The organism is Spongiibacter marinus (assembly GCF_016906995.1).
Lineage (GTDB): Bacteria > Pseudomonadota > Gammaproteobacteria > Pseudomonadales > Spongiibacteraceae > Spongiibacter > Spongiibacter marinus.
In genome coordinates this window covers 104,604-124,561 of record NZ_JAFBBD010000010.1, presented here as the reverse complement: position 1 = coordinate 124,561, position 19,958 = coordinate 104,604, and the positions used below count along the sequence as shown (strand labels likewise).

The 19,958-nt window shown below is 55.6% G+C and carries 17 protein-coding genes; 5 read left to right on the top strand and 12 right to left on the bottom strand.

What is annotated here, in order from left to right; genetic code table 11:
- Positions 1-234: 234 nt before the first annotated feature.
- The 5 genes from pilB to HNR64_RS15410 all read left to right on the top strand — a co-directional run bounded on the left by pilB (position 235) and on the right by HNR64_RS15410 (position 4,996).
- A complete protein-coding gene (pilB, locus tag HNR64_RS15430; RefSeq protein WP_204997316.1) occupies positions 235-1,953 on the top strand; it encodes a type IV-A pilus assembly ATPase PilB in 1,719 nt (572 codons plus the stop codon).
- 20 nt (positions 1,954-1,973) lie between these two features.
- The gene (locus HNR64_RS15425; RefSeq protein WP_204997315.1) at positions 1,974-3,188 is read left to right on the top strand and encodes a type II secretion system F family protein; all 1,215 of its coding nucleotides are present in this window, start codon (positions 1,974-1,976) and stop codon (positions 3,186-3,188) included.
- A gap of 71 nt (positions 3,189-3,259) precedes the next feature.
- Positions 3,260-4,138 (top strand): prepilin peptidase, encoded by an 879-nt coding sequence (locus tag HNR64_RS15420; RefSeq protein WP_204997314.1) that lies wholly within the window; start codon positions 3,260-3,262, stop codon positions 4,136-4,138.
- Between the two features lie 19 nt (positions 4,139-4,157).
- Positions 4,158-4,772 (top strand): dephospho-CoA kinase, encoded by a 615-nt coding sequence (gene coaE / locus HNR64_RS15415; RefSeq protein ID WP_204997313.1) that lies wholly within the window; start codon positions 4,158-4,160, stop codon positions 4,770-4,772.
- Positions 4,769-4,996 (top strand): DNA gyrase inhibitor YacG, encoded by a 228-nt coding sequence (locus tag HNR64_RS15410; RefSeq protein ID WP_288363850.1) that lies wholly within the window; start codon positions 4,769-4,771, stop codon positions 4,994-4,996. Before coaE ends, HNR64_RS15410 begins: the two co-directional genes overlap by 4 nt.
- Positions 4,997-5,010: 14 nt before the next feature.
- On the opposite strand, the gene mutT is transcribed toward HNR64_RS15410, so the two are convergent.
- The 12 genes from mutT to murD all read right to left on the bottom strand — a co-directional run bounded on the left by mutT (position 5,011) and on the right by murD (position 19,947).
- Positions 5,011-5,412, bottom strand: a complete 402-nt coding sequence (gene mutT / locus HNR64_RS15405; RefSeq protein ID WP_204997312.1) for an 8-oxo-dGTP diphosphatase MutT — start codon at positions 5,410-5,412, stop codon at positions 5,011-5,013.
- Positions 5,412-6,629 (bottom strand): bifunctional glutamate N-acetyltransferase/amino-acid acetyltransferase ArgJ, encoded by a 1,218-nt coding sequence (gene argJ / locus HNR64_RS15400; RefSeq protein ID WP_204997311.1) that lies wholly within the window; start codon positions 6,627-6,629, stop codon positions 5,412-5,414. Before argJ ends, mutT begins: the two co-directional genes overlap by 1 nt.
- A gap of 45 nt (positions 6,630-6,674) precedes the next feature.
- Entirely contained in the window at positions 6,675-9,419 is a 2,745-nt protein-coding gene (secA, locus tag HNR64_RS15395) for a preprotein translocase subunit SecA (protein WP_239547902.1), read from the bottom strand.
- A 266-nt stretch (positions 9,420-9,685) separates the two neighbouring features.
- Positions 9,686-10,600: a UDP-3-O-acyl-N-acetylglucosamine deacetylase gene (gene lpxC / locus HNR64_RS15390; protein WP_027874531.1), complete on the bottom strand. Its 915-nt coding sequence runs from the start codon at positions 10,598-10,600 to the stop codon at positions 9,686-9,688.
- A 90-nt stretch (positions 10,601-10,690) separates the two neighbouring features.
- Positions 10,691-11,848: a cell division protein FtsZ gene (gene ftsZ / locus HNR64_RS15385; RefSeq protein ID WP_204997310.1), complete on the bottom strand. Its 1,158-nt coding sequence runs from the start codon at positions 11,846-11,848 to the stop codon at positions 10,691-10,693.
- A gap of 97 nt (positions 11,849-11,945) precedes the next feature.
- The gene (gene ftsA / locus HNR64_RS15380; protein ID WP_204997309.1) at positions 11,946-13,175 is read right to left on the bottom strand and encodes a cell division protein FtsA; all 1,230 of its coding nucleotides are present in this window, start codon (positions 13,173-13,175) and stop codon (positions 11,946-11,948) included.
- 84 nt (positions 13,176-13,259) lie between these two features.
- Entirely contained in the window at positions 13,260-14,039 is a 780-nt protein-coding gene (locus tag HNR64_RS15375) for a cell division protein FtsQ/DivIB (RefSeq protein ID WP_204997308.1), read from the bottom strand.
- Positions 14,029-14,982, bottom strand: a complete 954-nt coding sequence (locus HNR64_RS15370; RefSeq protein WP_204997307.1) for a D-alanine--D-alanine ligase — start codon at positions 14,980-14,982, stop codon at positions 14,029-14,031. Before HNR64_RS15370 ends, HNR64_RS15375 begins: the two co-directional genes overlap by 11 nt.
- 3 nt (positions 14,983-14,985) lie before the next feature.
- Positions 14,986-16,404, bottom strand: a complete 1,419-nt coding sequence (murC, locus tag HNR64_RS15365; RefSeq protein ID WP_204997306.1) for a UDP-N-acetylmuramate--L-alanine ligase — start codon at positions 16,402-16,404, stop codon at positions 14,986-14,988.
- Positions 16,394-17,479: an undecaprenyldiphospho-muramoylpentapeptide beta-N-acetylglucosaminyltransferase gene (murG, locus tag HNR64_RS15360; protein ID WP_204997305.1), complete on the bottom strand. Its 1,086-nt coding sequence runs from the start codon at positions 17,477-17,479 to the stop codon at positions 16,394-16,396. Before murG ends, murC begins: the two co-directional genes overlap by 11 nt.
- Positions 17,469-18,608 (bottom strand): putative lipid II flippase FtsW, encoded by a 1,140-nt coding sequence (gene ftsW / locus HNR64_RS15355; RefSeq protein ID WP_204997304.1) that lies wholly within the window; start codon positions 18,606-18,608, stop codon positions 17,469-17,471. The genes murG and ftsW overlap by 11 nt, the downstream gene beginning before the upstream one ends.
- On the bottom strand, positions 18,601-19,947 hold the full coding sequence (gene murD / locus HNR64_RS15350; protein ID WP_204997303.1) for a UDP-N-acetylmuramoyl-L-alanine--D-glutamate ligase: 1,347 nt from the start codon (positions 19,945-19,947) through the stop codon (positions 18,601-18,603). The genes ftsW and murD overlap by 8 nt, the downstream gene beginning before the upstream one ends.
- Between the last annotated feature and the right edge of the window lie 11 nt (positions 19,948-19,958).

Sequence of the window (19,958 nt, the reverse complement as noted above, 5' to 3'; positions counted from 1 at the left end):
TTCGGCAAAGGTAAGCTGGCTCATGCAGTAGTCCGGTTGAAATGGGTGTTCGCAGGATTATCTCAAATTCTGGAGGTTGTGCAGACCTTCCCTAGATTAAAAAAGCTTTCATCGGCACCTTGCGCACAAACTTGCGCCCACCGAGCTTACATGACTATCCACCTATCTGACCGAGCGTGCTAAAGTACTAAATACTAAAACCACCCTGTCCAGCACTAAGAAAAAGAATGGCTTATGAACTCTTCCAGCGCGCCCTTAACCGGCTTGGCTCGCCGACTGGTCTTCGACGGTTTAATCGACGAGGCCGGCATTCGCAAGGCGCAAGACGCTGCGAGCAAGGAGAAAAAAAGCTTTGTCAGCCACTTGGTGGCCTGCAAGCTGGTAGATGGCATCGCCGTGGCAGAGGCGGCAGCGGATGAGTTCGGTGTCCCCTTTTTGGACTTGCGGGCTTTCAATATCGACCTGGCTCCGAAAAAACTGGTAGACAGTAAACTGATACGCAGTCATCGCATTGTACCTTTGTGGCAGCGGGGGAAGCGCCTCTACATTGGCATGTCTGACCCTACCAACCTTCACGCCTTGGATCAGATAAAGTTTCACACTAACCTCAGCACTGAGCCCATTGTGGTTGAGGAGTCCGCGCTTAACGCGGCCATCGATAGCTATATGGCCGCCCAGGAAGAGTCCCTCACCGACAGCCTGGGTGAGATGGATGATATCGACCTGGAGAATCTCGATGTTCAGGCGGTAGATGAAGATGCGGCGGCTGAAGGCGATAGCAGCGGTGCCGACGAGGCGCCCGTCGTAAAATTTGTGAACAAAGTCTTGCTAGACGCAATTCGCGGCGGCGCTTCCGATATTCACTTCGAACCCTACGAAAAGACCTACCGCGTGCGCTTTCGCACCGACGGTATTTTGCAGGAGGTCGCCCGCCCGCCGGCATCACTGGGCTTTCGACTGGCTGCGCGCTTGAAAGTTATGTCACAAATGGATATCTCTGAGCGGCGCATCCCCCAGGATGGCCGCATAAAAATGAAGCTGTCCAAAACCCGCGCTATCGACTTTCGTGTAAACACGCTGCCCACGCTGTGGGGAGAGAAGGTCGTGCTGCGGATTCTCGACCCGTCTTCCGCACAAATGGGTATCGACGCTCTAGGTTATGAGCCCGAACAAAAGGAGATGTACCTATCGGCCCTCAACCAGCCTCAAGGTATGATTTTGGTGACGGGGCCGACAGGCTCAGGTAAGACGGTATCGCTGTATACCGGCCTGAACATTCTCAATACCCCAGAGCTCAATATCTCCACGGCAGAAGATCCGGTAGAAATTAACCTGGAAGGCATTAACCAGGTACACGTGAATACCAAAGTCGGCCTGGGCTTTGCCGAGGCCCTGCGATCCTTCCTGCGTCAGGACCCCGACATTATCATGGTGGGTGAGATACGGGACCTCGAAACCGCCGAAATTGCTATTAAGGCCGCGCAGACTGGTCACTTGGTTTTATCTACCCTGCACACCAATAGCGCCCCGGAAACCTTAACCCGCCTGCTGAACATGGGTGTACCCGCCTTCAATGTAGCAACCTCCGTCAGCTTGATTATTGCCCAGCGTCTGGCTCGCAGGCTCTGCAAGGAATGCGCAAAACCTGCAGATATCCCTAAAGAAACCCTGTTAGAGGAAGGTTTTACGGAAGAAATGCTAAGCTCAGCTATGATTATGGAGCCAGTTGGCTGTGAGCGCTGCAACAACGGTTTCAAAGGTCGCGTCGGGATATACGAAGTTGTTCGCATAACACCAGATATCTCTCGTATTATCATGGAGAACGGCAACTCATTAGAAATTGCCGACCAAGCGCAACGAGAAGGCTTTAATAATTTGCGCCAGTCTGCACTCAAGAAGTGCGCGCAAGGCGTCACCAGCCTCAGTGAAGTTAACCGCGTGACCAAAGATTAAAACAAGATTCGAGAAGCATTATGGCCGCACAGAATAAAGATGCCGTTTTTGTCTGGCAGGGTACCGATAAGCAAGGCCGAAAAACCCGTGGAGAAATGGTTGCTATTTCTCCGGCGATTGCCAAGGCGCAATTGCGCAAGCAGGGCATTGCCCCCAAGGTTGTAAAGCGTAAGCCCAAGCCACTGTTCAGCAGCAAAAAGCCGATCAAACCGGCAGACATTGCCATTTTCACCCGGCAAATGGCCACCATGCTTAAAGCAGGGGTGCCGCTGGTGCAAAGCTTCGACATTGTCGCCGAGGGCGCGGGCAATCCGACAATGACCGAGCTGGTCAATGCCATTAAGAACGATGTGGCCTCCGGCGGCAGCTTTGCCGCCGCCTGCGCCAAACACCCCAAGTACTTCGATGATCTGTTTTGTAGCCTGGTCGAGTCCGGCGAGCAATCCGGTACGCTTGAACTCATGCTTGACCGTGTAGCGACCTACAAGGAAAAAACCGAGGCACTGAAAGCCAAAATCAAAAAAGCCCTCACCTACCCCATTGCGGTTATTTGTGTTGCCATCGTGGTCACCGCGATCCTGCTTATCAAGGTCGTTCCCCAGTTTGCCGCTACCTTTGAAAGCTTCGGCTCAGATCTACCTGCATTCACCAAACTTGTGGTGGGGATGTCGGAGTGGATGCAGGCCAATTGGTACATTATGTTCGCCGCTATCGGCGTATCGGTGTATGCCTTTGGTCAGGCGCGCCGGCGCTCTCAGGCTTTTTCGGACTGGGTCGACAAGGTCTCTCTTAAAATACCCGCTGTCGGCGATATTATTTACAACTCGGTCATTGCCCGCTTCTCTCGCACCCTCGCCACCACCTTTGGTGCAGGGGTACCGCTGGTGGACGCACTCAACTCCGTTGCCGGCGCCGCGGGGAATGCCGTATACAACAAAGCCATTATTCAGATACGCGACGATGTGACCACGGGGCAGACGCTGTATTCAGCCATCCGCTTTACCAATCTCTTCCCCACCATGCTGCTGCAGATGGTCTCGATAGGTGAAGAGTCCGGCTCGCTGGACGAAATGCTCGATAAAGTGGCGAATCACTACGAAGAGGCCGTGGACAATGCGGTAGACTCGCTGACTGCGCTGCTAGAACCCTTCATCATGTCGGTTCTCGGTGTGCTGGTTGGCGGCTTAATGATCGCAATGTACCTGCCAATCTTCATGCTGGGTTCCGCGATTTAACCATCTCGGGCTCGCCCACTATTTCAAGCGCCGCTAGCCAACACTGTGCGGCGCAATGCTAGGTTTTATTCATGTCTGCCCTGAGCTATTTACACTCCAACCCAGTGCTAAGCATGGCGCTGCTCGCCATCTTTAGCCTATTGTTTGGCAGTTTTTTTAACGTTGTTATCTACCGTTTACCCAAAATGATGGAGGCGCGCTGGAAGCAGGAGTGCAGGCTCATTCTGGAGCAGGACGGGACGGATTCGCAGGAACACTTTACGCTGTCTTACCCCCATTCGCACTGCCCCCATTGCCACGCCCCCGTGAGAGCCTGGCAGAATATCCCTCTTATCAGCTTCATACTTTTACGCGGTCGCTGCGCCAACTGTAAAGCGGGAATCGGCTTGCGTTATCCCGCGATAGAACTCGCAACGGCCATACTCGCCATTTTTGCCGCCATTCAGTTCGGCATGTCCTGGCACACAGCAGCCGTCATTGTCTTCAGCTGGCTGCTGCTGGTGATGAGCATGATAGATATCGACCACAAACTCCTGCCAGATAGCTTGACCCTGCCATTGCTCTGGCTCGGCCTGGCGTACAACGCCTTGAGTGGGACGGTGCCACTTCAGGACGCCGTTTGGGGCGCGATCTTTGGCTACTTGTCTCTGTGGTCGGTGTACTGGCTGTTTAAGCTGGCAACAGGCAAAGAGGGGATGGGCTACGGCGACTTTAAGCTACTGGCCGCCCTCGGTGCCTGGCTCGGTTGGCAGATGCTGCCGGTTATCATTTTGCTGTCATCGGTAGTCGGCGCGGTACTCGGCGGCATGCTGCTGGCGATCAAAGGTCGGGACAATGCCGGCACTATTCCCTTTGGCCCCTACCTTGCGATGGCAGGCTGGATCGCCTTATTTTGGGGCCCTGCCTTATTGAACGGCTATCTGACGTTCGCCGGGCTACCACCGCTTTGATAAACACGGAATTTCGATTGTGAGCAACTTCATTGTAGGACTCAGTGGCGGCATTGGCAGCGGTAAAACCGCCGTGTCGGACCGCTTTGCAACGCGCGGCATTACCGTCGTGGACGCAGACGTGATAGCCCGCCAGGTCGTTGAACCAGGAAGCGACGCATTAAAGGCTATTCAACAGCATTTTGGTGATGCGATTGTGGATGCAAACGGGGAACTCCGGCGCGCAGAGTTGAGAAAACGAATATTCAGCAATGCCGAAGACAAGCAGTGGTTAGAGGCACTCCTGCACCCGCTAATTGCCACCGAGACGCTAAACCAGCTTGAGCAAGCCAAAGGCGCTTACGTCATTTACGTTTCGCCATTACTGGTAGAGGGTGGGCAGAAGGCGCTTTGTGACCGCCTATTAGTGATCGATGTTCCGGAGTCCGTCCAGGTTGCTCGCACAATGACGCGTGATGACAATGATCAGGCCCAAGTAGAACGGATTATGGCCAGCCAGGCCAGCCGCCAACAACGGTTGGATGCCGCCGATGATGTGGTTGATAATAGTGGCGATATCGAACAATTGGATGTAAAAGTGGAAACACTGCACCAGCAGTACTTGGCCTATGCCGAGGAGAAAAAAGCGCAGTGAGCACAGCAAACAAGCCCACGACACTTAGCACCATCGTGCCCTGCCCAAACTGTGGCGTAAAATTAAAATGGGACAGCGGCAACCCCTACCGTCCATTTTGCAGCGAGAACTGCAAAAATCAGGATTTTGTCGCTTGGTCAAACGAGGAACACCATATTCCGGGGCAACCCGATTATGAAGATATTCTGAGTGGCGACTTAAACGACGACTACAAGCCGCGCTGATTGGCGAGTGCCTGTTAACCTGCACTCGCCATTATGGCATCGATAATCGCGCGATTCGCTTCGGGAAAGGGGTACTGACTTAAGTTCTGCGGTGCAACCCACATTAGGGGCTGCCCCTCTCGGCCCTCAGGCTGGCCGCGAAACCCTCTGACCCAGCACACATCTAAACAAACTTGTTTATCCCCGTAGTCGTGCTCGATTTTGAGCAGCGGCGAGCATTGCTCAGGCACAAGACTAATCCCTATTTCTTCTTGCAGCTCCCGCTCTAACGCCTCAACCAGAGATTCGCCGCTTTCCACCTTGCCTCCGGGAAACTCCCACAGGCCGCCTTGATGGCGGTCTGCAGAGCGCTTAGCAATCAGGATATTGTGCTGGTCATCGCAGATAACGCCCACCGCAACGTGCACGACCGCCACTAGCTGCGATACTCCGCGTTAATCTTGACGTAGTCATAAGAAAAATCGGTGGTCCACACCGTCTCCCGCGCATCGCCGCGACCGAGATCAATGCGGATAGCAATCTCGTCTTTCTTCATCACGGCAGCACCAGCCTCTTCCGTGTAAGAGGCCGCACGGCCACCGCGCTCGGCAATCAACACCTCGTCAAGGTGAACCCTGACATCTTCAACCGTTAGGCGTTCGATACCTGCTCTACCGATGGCAGCAAGGATACGCCCCCAATTGGGATCGCTGGCAAACAAGGCAGTTTTCACAAGGGGAGATTCAGCAACCGTGTAGGCCACTTTTAGCGCCTCGTCAGGCGTCCTCGCCCCACTCACCGCCACTTCTACAAACTTGGTAGCGCCTTCACCGTCGCGCACAATGGCATGCGCCAACTCCAGAAAGACCTCATCCAAAAGTGTTTGCAAGGCGGCCAATAATTCGGGCGTTTGCTCAGTCACTGTCAGCCCCGACTCGCCGCTGGCGATCAGCATGCAAGCGTCATTCGTCGAAGTATCGCCATCAACCGTGATGCGGTTAAACGAGCCATTAGCACAGCGCGTGACCATGGACTGAAGCAGGCCCGGTTCAATGCGCGCATCGCAGGCTACGTAGCCAAGCATCGTCGCCATATTCGGCTTGATCATGCCGGCACCCTTGGAGATACCGGTGATCGTAATCGTGCTGCCTTGCCATTCTAATTGACGCGAGCAGGCCTTTGGACGCGTGTCCGTCGTCATGATACCGCTGGCCGCCGCCGCCCAGTTATCCTCTGATAGGTCAGACAAGGCATCGGGCAACGCCGTCAGTATTTTATCAACCGGCAGAGACTCACCGATCACACCTGTTGAGAATGGCAACACCTGCTCGGGGGATACCGACGTCAGCTCAGCCAAGGCCTCACAGCAGCGCTTAGCATCGCGCATGCCCTGCTCACCGGTGCCTGCATTTGCATTGCCGGTATTCACCAGAAGGTAACGGCTCTCGGCACCAGCAATATGAGACTTGGCCACCGTTACCGGCGCAGCACAAAATGCATTCTGCGTGAACACGCCGGCAACACTGCTGCCTGGCGCCAATTCGAAAACCACAATATCTTTACGGCCGACTTTCTTGATACCCGCACTGGCAATACCAAGACGCACACCTGGCACGGTGTGCAAATGCCCAAATTTCCCCGAACCCACTGCCATCACTGTTTCCTATTTTGACTGTCTGCCTCTAGACAAGGCTAAGGGTTAGTCCAACTTGCCGTGGCACTGTTTGTATTTTTTGCCTGAACCACAGGGACAGGGCTCATTGCGCCCAACCTTACGTCCCTCTCGAACAAAGGTCTCGGGGGTTTTTGGCGTGTCGCTGGGCTCATCTTGCAGCCCCTCATCGTCCAGCGCAGAGCTTTCCGCGTGCTGGAATTCCATCGCGCGCTTTGCCTGTTCTTCGCGGCGCTGCTGCTCAAGTGCTTCAGCGCTCTCATCTTGCTGCAGCTGCAAATGCGACAGGAAGCGCACAACCTCGTGCTTTAAGCTCTCCAACATTTGCTGGAATAACTCGAAGGCCTCGCGCTTGTATTCCTGCTTTGGGTTCTTCTGAGCAAAAGCGCGCAGATGAATACCCTGACGAAGGTGATCCATCGTTGCCAGATGCTCTTTCCACAGGGTATCGAGCACTTGCAGCATAATGTGGCGCTCAATTTTGCGCATGTCCGGCCCAACTTGCGCGCACTTGCTGGCATAGGCAGCGTCGACGGCGTCGATAATACGCTGACGAACGCCCTCTTCCTGCAGCTTTTTGTCTTCATCCAGCCACTGCGCAATCGGCAACTTCACACCGAAGTCCGCTTCGATACGGCGCTCCAAGCCCGCAACATCCCACTGCTCGACCATGCTCTGCATAGGGATATACTCGCTGACGACATCTTGCACCACGTCGTTGCGAACAGCCGATAGCATCTCGCTAATGTCGTCTGACTCCAGCAGCTCATTGCGCTGCTGGTAGATAATTTGCCGCTGGTCATTGGCAACATCATCGTATTCCAGCAATTGCTTACGAATGTCGAAGTTGCGTCCCTCTACCTTGCGCTGCGCTTTCTCAATGGCGTTTGAAACCATGCGATGCTCAATGGCTTCGCCTTTCTCCAGGCCCAATGCCTGCATAATGCCGCGAACCCGATCCGAGGCAAAAATACGCATCAGGTTGTCTTCCAGAGACAAGTAAAACCGCGATAGACCCGGGTCGCCCTGGCGCCCCGCACGACCGCGGAGCTGGTTGTCGATACGGCGAGACTCGTGACGTTCTGTGCCGATAATATGTAAACCACCCGCTTGAATCACCTGCTCATGGCGCAGCTTCCAGGCCTCACGGAGCTCACTGATCACCGCGTCAGAGGGCGAATCGAGCTGTTCAATTTCTGCATCGACGCTACCGCCGAGTACAATATCGGTGCCTCGACCCGCCATGTTGGTGGCAATCGTTACCACGCCGGGGCGTCCCGCCTGAGCAATAATTTCCGCTTCTTGCTCGTGATACTTCGCGTTCAGCACCTTGTGAGGGATTGCCGCTTGCTTGAAGCGTTTGGACATTTCTTCAGACGTTTCAATCGAGGCAGTACCCACCAGAACCGGGGCGCCCGTTTCGACAATGCCCTTAACGTCTTCAACAATGGCGTCGTACTTTTCTTCTTTGCTCAGGTATACAAGGTCATTCAAATCGCGACGCGCATTGGGCTTATTGGTGGGAATGACCACCACGTCCAAACCGTAGATCTGCTTAAATTCGAAGGCTTCGGTGTCTGCCGTGCCCGTCATACCGGCGAGCTTGTTAAACAAGCGGAAATAATTCTGGAAGGTTGTCGACGCCAGCGTTTGGCTCTCAGCTTGAACAGTGACCCCTTCCTTTGCTTCGATCGCTTGGTGCAAGCCCTCAGACAGGCGTCGCCCTGGCATTGTCCGGCCAGTATGTTCATCGATCAGCACAACCTGGTCATTTTGAACGATGTATTCCACGTTGTTGTTAAACAGCACGTGGGCACGCAGCGCCGAATTAACATGGTGCAGGAGGCTAAGATTGCTAGCCGAATACAGGCTGTCGCCCTCTTCCAACAGGCCGGCCTGAATCAACAGGTCTTCAACCAGTTGGTGACCTGCCTCGTTGAGCTCCACCTGACGCATTTTCTCGTCAACGGTGTAATGGCCTTCTGCCGCTTCAACACCCGCTTGTGGCTCGCCTTCACTCTCTGGCACGGGCTGCAGCTGGGGAATAAAACGGTTTATCTGTTTATAAAGGGCTGAGCTGTCTTGCGCCGGCCCAGAAATTATCAGCGGCGTTCTCGCCTCGTCGATCAGGATCGAGTCGACCTCATCGACAATGGCAAAATTCAATTCGCGCTGATAACGGTCCTCAATCGCGAAGGCCATATTGTCGCGCAGATAGTCGAAACCAAATTCATTATTGGTGCCGTAGGTGATATCCGACTCATAAGCGGCGCGCTTCTCTTCCGCACCCTGCCCAGAGCGAATGATACCCACACTTAAGCCGAGAAATTCATAAAGCGGCCGCATCCAGTTGGCGTCACGCTGGGCGAGATAATCATTCACGGTGACGACGAACACGCCCTTGCCCGCAAGCGCGTTAAGATAGACCGGTAATGTCGCCACGAGCGTTTTACCCTCACCCGTGCGCATCTCAGCAATGCGGCCCTCGTGCATGGTGATACCACCGATCAACTGCACATCAAAGTGGCGCATGCCGAGCACCCGCCGGCCAGCCTCTCGCGCCACCGCAAACGCTTCCGGCAAGAGCTGATCCAAGGACTCGCCGGCACTCAATCGCTGGCGAAATTCACCGGTTTTGGCCTGGAGCGAGGCATCGTCTAAGGCGGTCAGCTCCTCTTCCATGGCGGATATACGCGCAACAACTTTTCGCATGCGTTTCAGCTCGCGATCATTCTTGCTTCCAAATACCTTTTTGACTACGGATGTGATCATGATGAGTCGTTGCTTTCCCGGGGAATATGAGTTCCTGCGTGCTAGGGCCTGTGAACCCTAATGGCAGCGCCACGCTAAACTACGTCAATGAGGGTCAGATGACAAAAATTCAAGGGCGTATTGGTGAAGATCACTGCGACCGACACCCAGCAAGTGGGCGCGAGCAGGAGCCGTGCGAGCACTGCGCTACCGGGTGGCAATATCGCATAGATGAGAAAAGATTGCCATTCCCGGCGGCCGTTGCTCGCGCCGGAAATGGCCAGAAATTACGCGTTAACTGCAGCCGCAGCGGCGTAGGTGATGGGGGCGTCGGCGGGATCTTCAAAGGTCACCCACTCCCAGGCATCGGTCTCTTTGATGAGTTTACGAAGCGAGGCATTGTTTAAGCCGTGGCCAGACTTAAACGCCTTGAACTCACCGATAAGGCTGGTACCCAGGAGGTAGAGGTCACCAATAGCATCGAGCACTTTGTGTTTCACAAATTCGTCTTCATAGCGAAGGCCGTCTTCGTTCAAAATACGGTACTCGTCCACCACGATGGCATTGTCGACACTGCCGCCCTGGGCTAGACCCTTGGAGCGCAGGTATTCGATCTCATGCATAAACCCAAATGTGCGAGCGCGGCTCACCTCTTTAACAAAAGAGGTGCTGGAAAAATCCAACTCAGCGTGCCCTGTCCGATCCCTGAAAACAGGGTGATCAAAGTCGATCGTGAAAGAAACTTTAAAGCCGTCAAAAGGGAGAAAACTCGCGACTTTATCGCCGTCTTTCACGGTAACTGGACGTTTAATACGGATGAACTTTTTGGGCGCGTCCTGCTCTTCGATTCCAGCAGACTGAATCAAAAACACGAACGGACCCGCACTGCCATCCATAATGGGCACTTCTGAGGAGCTCAGCTCCACGTAGGCGTTGTCGATACCTAACCCTGCCATCGCTGACAGCAGGTGCTCTACGGTCGACACGCGAACATCACCATTAACCAGCGTTGTGGAAAGCGTTGTATCACCGACATTCTCTGCGTGAGCATGAATCTCGACAACGGGGTTCAGGTCCGTTCGCCGGAAGATCACACCCGTATCAACGGGCGCTGGCTTCAGGGTCAAAAAGACTTTTTCCCCAGTATGCAAACCTATCCCGGTCGCCCGGATAGTATTGCGCAATGTTCGTTGTCTGATCATTTTCTATACTCTTTTAAAGACGCAAAGACGCCATCGCACGCTACGCCGACCCAAGGTCGGCGGCGCCCGCGCGACTAACGCTGCTGCGTATCAGTCTGCCTGACGGCGCAAGAACGCTGGAATATCCAGGTATTCCATATCCTTGTCTTCAACGACAGGCGCCGCCGCTACCGCTTCGCGCGCTGCCGCCGCTTGTTGATTACGCATAATGGTTGGGCGGTCCAACTTGCGGTAGTCACTCGCACGCTCAACAGGTTTATTTTCAACGGCTTTCAAGGGCACTTCTTGTGCCACACCGTCCAAGCCTGTCGCCACCACAGTAACCCGCAGCTCTTCGCTCATTTCTGGGTCGATAACCGTACCAACCACCACCGTTGCGTCCTCGGACGCGAATTCCTTGATAGTATCCCCGACATCGCTGAACTCGCCTAGGGAGAGGTCCAATCCTGCGGTAATATTAACCAAAATGCCCCGCGCCCCTTCCAAATTCACGTCTTCTAGGAGTGGGCTACGAATCGCCGCTTCAGCCGCTTCACAGGCGCGATTTTCACCGCGAGCAATACCGCTACCCATCATCGCCATACCCATTTCTGACATCACCGTGCGCACGTCAGCAAAGTCGACGTTAATCATACCCGGGCGGATAATCAGGTCGGCAATACCCTGTACGGCGCCGAGTAATACGTCGTTAGCAGCCTTAAAAGCGTCGAGCAGACTGGTGTTTTTACCCAGCACTGGCAGCAGCTTTTCATTGGGGATAGTGATCAGCGAATCCACATGCTGACGCAGTTCTTTCATTCCCGCTTCGGCAACGGTTAAGCGCTTTTTACCTTCAAACGGGAAGGGCTTAGTCACGACTGCAACGGTAAGAATACCCAGCTCTTTCGCCACTTCAGCAACCACTGGCGCACCACCGGTGCCGGTGCCGCCGCCCATCCCCGCGGTGATGAACACCATATCAGCACCTTCCAGCGCTTCAGCGATGCGATCGCGGTCTTCCATGGCTGCCTGACGACCCACTTCTGGATTCGCGCCAGCACCCAAGCCCTTGGTAATCGTTGTGCCCAACTGCAGCACAGTTTTAGACATGACATCGGTTAGCGCCTGCGCATCGGTATTCGCGCAGATGAAATCTACGCCGTCTACCGAGTTAGCGATCATGTGCTTAACGGCATTACCGCCGCCGCCACCGACACCAACAACCTTAATCACAGCGTTCTGAGGAACATTATCTACGAGTTCAAACATGGTCTTTCTCCCTTTTACAATATTGGCCGTGCTGCCAAACACGACCCGTTACTACTTCGTTATCATCTGCGGCAACATCGGCGCCGCTGCAGATTCGTTAAAAATTGTTTTGAAACCAGCTCTTGAGCCGCGATACGAAACCGTCTTGGCGTACGCGGCCATGACCACCACTTTCGGTTTGATGCTTAATGCCGTAGTGCAGCAGGCCGACACTGGTTGCATAGATCGGGTTGCGCACAATGTCGTTCAAACCGCGAACATCCTGCGGTGAGCCAATGCGCACCGGCATGTGGAAAATTTCCTCGGCAAGCTCAACAACCCCTTCCATTTTGGAGGTGCCACCGGTCAGCACGATGCCGGCCGCGCACAAATCCTCGTAGCCGCTGCGTCGCAGCTCCGCCTGTACCAAGGTGAACAACTCGTCGTAGCGGGGCTCGACGACTTCTGCCAGCGCCTGACGCGACAACTCACGCGGCGCCCGCTCGCCAACGCTGGGAACCTTGATCGTCTCGCCCTCACCGGCAAGCTGGGTTAAGGCACAGGCGTATTTAATTTTGATCTCTTCGGCGTACTGGGTCGGTGTGCGCAACGCCATCGCAATGTCATTGGTCACCTGGTCGCCAGCAATGGGAATCACACCGGTATGGCGAATCGCACCGTCGGTGAAGATGGCGATATCGCTGGTGCCACCGCCAATATCGACCAGACAAACCCCCAGCTCTTTTTCGTCGTCAGTCAGCACGGAATAGCTCGATGCCAGCTGCTCCAGAATGACGTCTTCAACCTCCAGCCCACAGCGGCGAATACACTTCTCAATGTTTTGGATGGCATTCACCGCACAGGTAACTAAGTGCACCTTTGCCTCTAGCCGAACCCCCGACATCCCGAGCGGTTCTTTGATGCCTTCCTGCTCATCGATAACGAATTCCTGCGGCAGGATATGCAGCACCTTTTGATCAGCCGGGATCGCTACCGCCTGCGCGGCATCGATAACGCGATCCAGATCCAGCTGGAACACTTCACGATCGCGGATGGCGACAATGCCGTGGGAATTCAGGCTGCGAATATGGTTGCCAGCAATCCCGACATACACACTGTGGATCTCGCAACCCGCCATCAGCTCAGCCTCTTCGATGGCCCGCTGGATGGATTGCACGGTGGACTCGATATTCACCACCACGCCCTTCTTTAAGCCGCGCGATGGGTGAGAGCCGATGCCAACGATCTCCAGTTTGTCTTCGTCGTTAATGGCGCCGACAATCGCCACGACTTTCGACGTGCCAATATCGAGACCGACAACCATTCTTCCGGCATTTGAACTAGACATAGCTGCACTTCCCCCAAGCTCTGCACGGCGCATAGTGTGAGCGTGCATTGCCGCTAACTATTTTTCCTAACGCACTGTGCATGGTTATCCCTTATCACTGTGTTGAGTCCGCGCAACCGCGAGACCATTTATGTAGCGCATATCAACCCGCGCAACGGTGGCGAAATCTGCCGCTAAATACTTGCGGTAAACCCACAGAAATCGCCGTAATTTTTCCAGTGGCTCCTGACGCCCTAACACCAGCTCCACATTCTCATCGATGCGGGCGGTCCAGCTGCCTCGCGCATCCATTTCCAAGTGTTGTAAGGTGAGCTGTTCATCACCCAGCAACTGACTCATCAACCGGTACTGCCGCATTATTTCTATCGCACTGCCCTTCGGGCCATCTAAGCGCGGCAAGTCTGCACCGTAATCGCTGCCATCCTGAGGAACGAAAATCCGCCCTCGATGGTTAAGCAAGCCGCCCCGTCCCCACACGGCTATCGGGGTTTCTTCAACAATGGTGATCTTCAATTCCCGCGGCCAAAGCCGCTCCACCACTGCGCGATATACCCATGGCTCCTGTTCAAGTTCGGCCTGAATAGCCTCGAGGTCCAAGCCGATATATCCCACCGCTAACTGACCAGTAACCCGTTCAACCAACACATCGCGATCCACACGCTGCAAGTCACCGGCAAACACCACCCGCTCCACTGGTATGGCATCCAACTTGGCGGACAGCCGCTCCACTCCGTAAACAAAGCCAAGCACAGCAACTAACAACAGCAGTCGGTTGGCTATTCGGCCCCACTCACGGCGATTGCCGCGCTTGCTGCGCTCTGCCTCTTTGCGCGAGCTCTTAAAGCGGTTTTGCTTAGCGGCCATTCGCGTCTGCCTCACCGGCGAGGCTGCTGTGCAGCACCCGCAGTACCAACTGCTCGAAATTCATGCCTGCTTGTTTAGCGGCCATTGGCACCAAACTGTGATCCGTCATCCCCGGTACGGTGTTGACTTCCAACAAGTAAAAACGGCCGTCGGCACCACGCATTACATCAACGCGCCCCCAACCTCGACAGCCAACCGCGTTGAAGGCCTTTAACGCGAGGTCACGTAACTCCGCCTCATCGTGATCGTTCAGTCCCGCTGGGCAGTGATAGCGGGTGCTATCCGACAAATACTTGGCATTGAAGTCGTAAAACGCCGCATCAGTTTCCAAACGAATCGCAGGCAAGGCCTCGCCATCGAGTATCGCCACGGTATATTCACCACCGCTTACCCACTGCTCAGCGAACACCCGCCCATAGGGTTTTGCGGCAAGCCACGCCTGCTCTAATTCACTGGCGTTACACGCCTTCGACATGCCAATACTCGAGCCTTCACAGGCGGGCTTTACAATGGCCTCACCCAACTCGTTGGCGATCGCCGACCAATTGCTGCGCTCGTCCAATTCCACAAACTTCGGCGTGCTAAGCCCGCAGCCCAGCCACAATAATTTGCAGCGCAACTTGTCCATTGCCAGCGCAGAGGCCATGACGCCGCTGCCCGTGTAACGCACACCCAGGCACTCCAGTGCGCCCTGAACGGTGCCATCCTCGCCACCGGGGCCATGTAGCGCCAAAAAACAGTGAGAGAACGCCGCAAGCTCACTCATCCAACCATCGCCAGCGGTATCAATCTTAGTGACCGCCAAACCTTGTGCGGCTAGCGCGTCAGCAACGGCCGCGCCACTGCGCAGCGAGACTTCACGCTCCGCGCTGTTGCCACCCAGCAGCACAGCGACTCTGCCGTCTGTCGCCTGCACAATGTCGTTGAGCACTACTTTCGTCATTACTTATGTCCAATCCTGGTTGGCCAGTTGCTGCGCAACGGCGCCGATATTGCCGGCACCTTGCGTCAACAGCACATCGCCGGGGCGCAAGTGAGGCTTGAGCTGTTCAAAAACGTGCTCCGGCCCATCGATAAACAGCGGTTCAAGCGCCCCCTGCAAGCGGATGCTGCGGCATAGACTGCGACTGTCAGCACCGGGGATCGGGTTCTCACCGGCGGCATAAACATCCAACAGCGCCAGCGCATCGGCGCTGCCCAGCACCTTGACGAAATCCTCGTAAAGATCGCGAGTACGGGTGTAGCGGTGAGGCTGATACAGCATCACTAGTCGCCGATCCGGCCACGCCTGACGCGCAGCGGCCAGAGTGGCGGCAACCTCGGTGGGGTGATGGCCGTAGTCATCGACCAACATAAAGCTGCCGTCGGCAAGTGCTTGTTCGCCATAACGCTGGAAGCGCCGCCCCACACCTTGAAAGTTTGCAATACCTCTACAGATGGCCTCGTCAGCCAAACGCTCGTCACTCGCCACCGCCACCGCCGCTGTGGCGTTGAGTACATTGTGAATACCGGGCTGCCCAATACACAGCGATAAGGCCTCGCCACTGCGCCGCGCAACGGTGAAATGGCTCTTCAGTCCGTCCTGCTTGACGTCTTGAATACGAAAATCCGCGTCCTCCGAAAAGCCATAGGTCAGCGTTTGGCGACCAATCTCGGGGAGCAACTCACGAATCACCGGGTCGTCCACGCACACCACAGCCACACCGTAAAACGGCAGGTTATGCAAAAACTCGATAAAGGTTTTCTTCAAGCGACCAAAATCGCCGTCGTAGGTATCCATGTGGTCGGCTTCAATATTGGTCACCACCGACACCATGGGCTGCAGATGCAAAAACGAGGCATCACTCTCATCGGCCTCGGCTACCAGGTAGCGGCTTTCGCCCAGCGCCGCGTTGGTACCCGCACTGTTTACCAACCCACCGATAACAAATGTCGGGTCCAGGCCCGCTTCGGCGAAAATGGAGGTAATCAGGCTGGTTGTCGTCGTTTTCCCATGGGTACCCGCAACTGCAATGCCGTGCCGATAACGCATCAGCTCGGCCAACATTTCCGCGCGCGGCACAACGGGAATACGCAATTCGCGCGCGGCAATAACTTCGGGGTTGTCGCTGTTCACTGCACTCGAGACAACCACAACATCGCAACCGGCAATGCGCTCACCCTCATGACCGAAAGCAATACTGGCGCCGAGGCGCTGCAGCCGCGCCGTGCTGGGCGATGCCTTCAAGTCCGAGCCAGAAACAACGTAACCCAGATTCAGCAATACCTCGGCGATACCGCACATTCCTGCGCCGCCAATACCCACGAAGTGAATGCGCTTCACGCGGCGCATCTCTGGAACAATGAAAGGATGCTTAGTGACCATGGGCATACTCCATACAGTAGTCCGCAGCCACCTCGGCAGCATCAGTTTTGGCCAGGGCCCGCGCCGATTGAGCTTGGCTCAGACGCAAGGCTGGCTGCGCCGCAAGGTCAGTTAAGCGTGCCGCCAAGGCCTCGGGAGTCAGATCTTTTTGGTCGAGGATTTCACCTGCCCCACCGTCGACAAACCACTGGGCATTGGCCCGCTGATGATCATCAATGGCATGCGGCAAGGGAATAAGAATGGCTGGCAAACCTGCCGCGGCAAGCTCGGCTACCGTCAGCGCCCCCGCCCGGCATATCACTACATCAGCCCAGCTGTAAGCCTCTGCCATATCATCAATAAAGGCGTCAGCGCGCACCTCGGCGCCGATGGCTTGGTAGGCCTCCCGGACCACACCCTCGTGAGCGCGACCAGTCTGATGCCACAGTTGCACCCCGGTGAGCCCTGACAGCAATGGCCACACATTGACCATGCAATCATTGATGGCCTTCGCGCCCAAGCTGCCTCCCAGTACAAGCACCCGTAAGCCTTGGTCACGGCCGGATAAACGCTGCTCCGGTGCAGCAATATTGGCGATTTCGGCGCGCACGGGGTTACCGATATAGCAGCTTTTCGCACCGCCAAGTGCAATTGGGTAACCGGTCAGGCAGCGCCGCGCTAGCTTCGCCAACACCCGGTTAGTGGTGCCGGCGACGGCGTTTTGCTCGTGTATCAATACCGGAATACCCAGAAATTTTGCGGCCAATCCGCCAGGCCCCGAGGCATAGCCCCCCAAGCCAATAACGCAAAACGGCTTGATCTTGCGCAGCAGCCTCATGCTTTGCAGCACCGCAGTCCCCGCCTTAAACAAGGCAGCAATGCGAAAAATCGGGTTCTTACCGCGCACGCCCGCCATATTTAAACAATGCAAAGGAATATTCGCAGCGGGGACCAGGCGCGCCTCAATACCGGCAGCAGTACCCAGCCAATGCACATCAACACCGCGCTCGGACAATACCCCGGCCACCGATAACGCCGGAAAAACATGCCCGCCGGTGCCGCCCGCCATAACAAGTACACAGGGTTTATCGGCCATGTTCCCCCCTGCATTCACGTTCTATTCGCGCAACTAATGCCACCATGGCCATACACACCATCAAGCTGCTACCGCCGTAACTAAAGAAGGGCAGGGTCAGGCCCTTGGTCGGTAACAAGCCGGTATTCACTCCCATATTGATAAATGCCTGGGCGCTGATCATCATCGCTACTCCGTAGGCAACAAAGGCATGAAAACGCCTACTGGTAAGCTCCGCATGCCGCCCAATCACCAAGATACGTCCCACCAACCCAACAAAGAGCCCCAGAATGACCAAGGTGCCGATAAACCCGAACTCCTCGGCAAAAATTGCGAACACAAAATCCGTGTGCGCCTCGGGAAGGTAAAACAGCTTCTGCACGCTGTTGCCAAAACCAACGCCCGTCAGCTCGCCACGACCGAAAGCAATCAATGACTGAGTGAGCTGATAGCCACTATTGAATTGGTCCGCCCAAGGATCGGTAAATGCTGTTAAGCGTTTCATCCGATAGGGCTCAAAAATCACCAGCGCAACGGCGCCCGCAACGCAGCCAAGAATGACCAGTAAAAACTGACCAAGTTTCACGCCGCCCAAGAAAATCATGACAAAGGCAGTGCCAGCAGTTACCACTGTGGCACCAAAATCCGGCTCCAACATCAGTAACAGCGTCAGCGCAAATAGCACGGCCATCGGCTTGATAAACCCAGACCAACGCTCCTTCACTTCATCGCCGCGACGGACCAGATAGCCCGCCAAATAAAAGATGACAAAGAGCTTCACAAATTCCGAGGCCTGTAGCGTCAACGGCCCCACCGCCAGCCAGCGGCGACTGCCGTTTACTTCACGCCCTACGCCCGGTACCAGCACCAGCGCCAACAACAAGAAGCCAATCAGCAACCACAACCAACCGGTTTTCTCCCAAAAATCGATAGGGGTGAGATACATCACCGCGCTCAATGCCAGCGCCAACGTAAAATGCATGCCGTAGCGCTTAGCGAAGAAGAACGTGTCGCCATAGCGACTAGCGGCATGTTCCACCGATGCGGAGGTCATCGCGACAAAGCCCACGGCCAGCAATGCCAATAACAGCAGCTGCAAGTGCCGATCTATTTGCTGAACTTCCTGCCAAATCATCAGGGGCTTAACCATGGGCAAGCTCCCGCACAGCGGCACTAAACTGTTCGCCGCGATCGCTGTAGCTGCGGAACATGTCGAAACTTGCACAGGCCGGAGAGAGAAGTACAACATCTCCAGCTTGAGCAAAGGCAAACGCGCCTTGCACAGCAGCCGCCATACTCTGCTCGCGTCGACAAGGTACGTGCTCTGCGAGACAGGCTTCGATCGCGGCGGCCGCCTCGCCAATCACCACTGCCGCTCGGCCGCTTCTGCGCATGGCTTCAGCCAGCGGCGAAAACTCCCCGCCCTTGGCCAAACCACCGGCAATCAATACGATTTTTCCACTCTCAGCTAAGCCTTCTATTGCCGAGACCGATGCCCCGACATTGGTGCCTTTCGAGTCATTGTAAAAACGCACGCCATCGATCTCTGCCACAAACTCACAGCGGTGCGGCAGACCCGAAAATTCTCGCAAGGCGTCAAGCATTACCGGTGTATCAACCCCTGCTGCGGCGCCTATGGCCAGTGCCGCCAGAGCATTGCTCAGGTTATGGCGCCCCGCTATGCGCAATTCACTTGCCGCCATTAGCGGTTCGCGCGCCAGCGCCAAGTAGCGTCCGCCCGGCTGCTCCAAAACGCCAAAGCGCCGAAAATCTGAGTGGCCCAGCGAAAAGCTCCATACCTCGACATCGTCGGGCACCAGGGGCTGCGTGAGTGACTGGTCAGCATTGACAACGGCTTTTTTGCAGCCTTGAAAAATTCGGTGTTTCGCTTGGTGATAGTTGAGCATGCTGCCGTGGTGGTCTAAATGATCAGCACTGATATTCAGCACTGTCGCCACCTCTGCACCAAGCATTGCACAGCGCTCTAGCTGGAAGGATGAGAGCTCCAATACATACAGCTGGACATCGTCGTCCAACAACTCCAGCGCTGGCGTACCCAGGTTCCCGCCGACCGCAACGCGAATGCCGGCCCGCTCAGCCATTAAGCCCACCAGCGTGGTGACCGTACTTTTCCCATTAGATCCGGTGATTGCCACAATCGGCGCACTCGCCGCTTGGTGAAATAAATCAATGTCACCGCTGACGCGAACGCCCGCCGCCGAGGCCGCGGCAATCGCCGGCTCGCTCAACGGGATACCCGGGTTCACCAGCAGTTCGCTGGCGCCGATAAACTGGTCTTCAGAGAAGGGGCCGAGCTGCAGCTCAACATCGGGGAACGCCTGGCGAAAGGCATCGAGCCCTGCCGGTTGCCCTCGACTGTCGGCAACAGTGAAGGGCAAGCCACGCGCACTCAAATAGCGGGCAACAGAAAGCCCGGTGGCTCCGACCCCCACAATGACGCGTTTATTGTCCGACGCTATTACGCTCACCTTGACTCTCT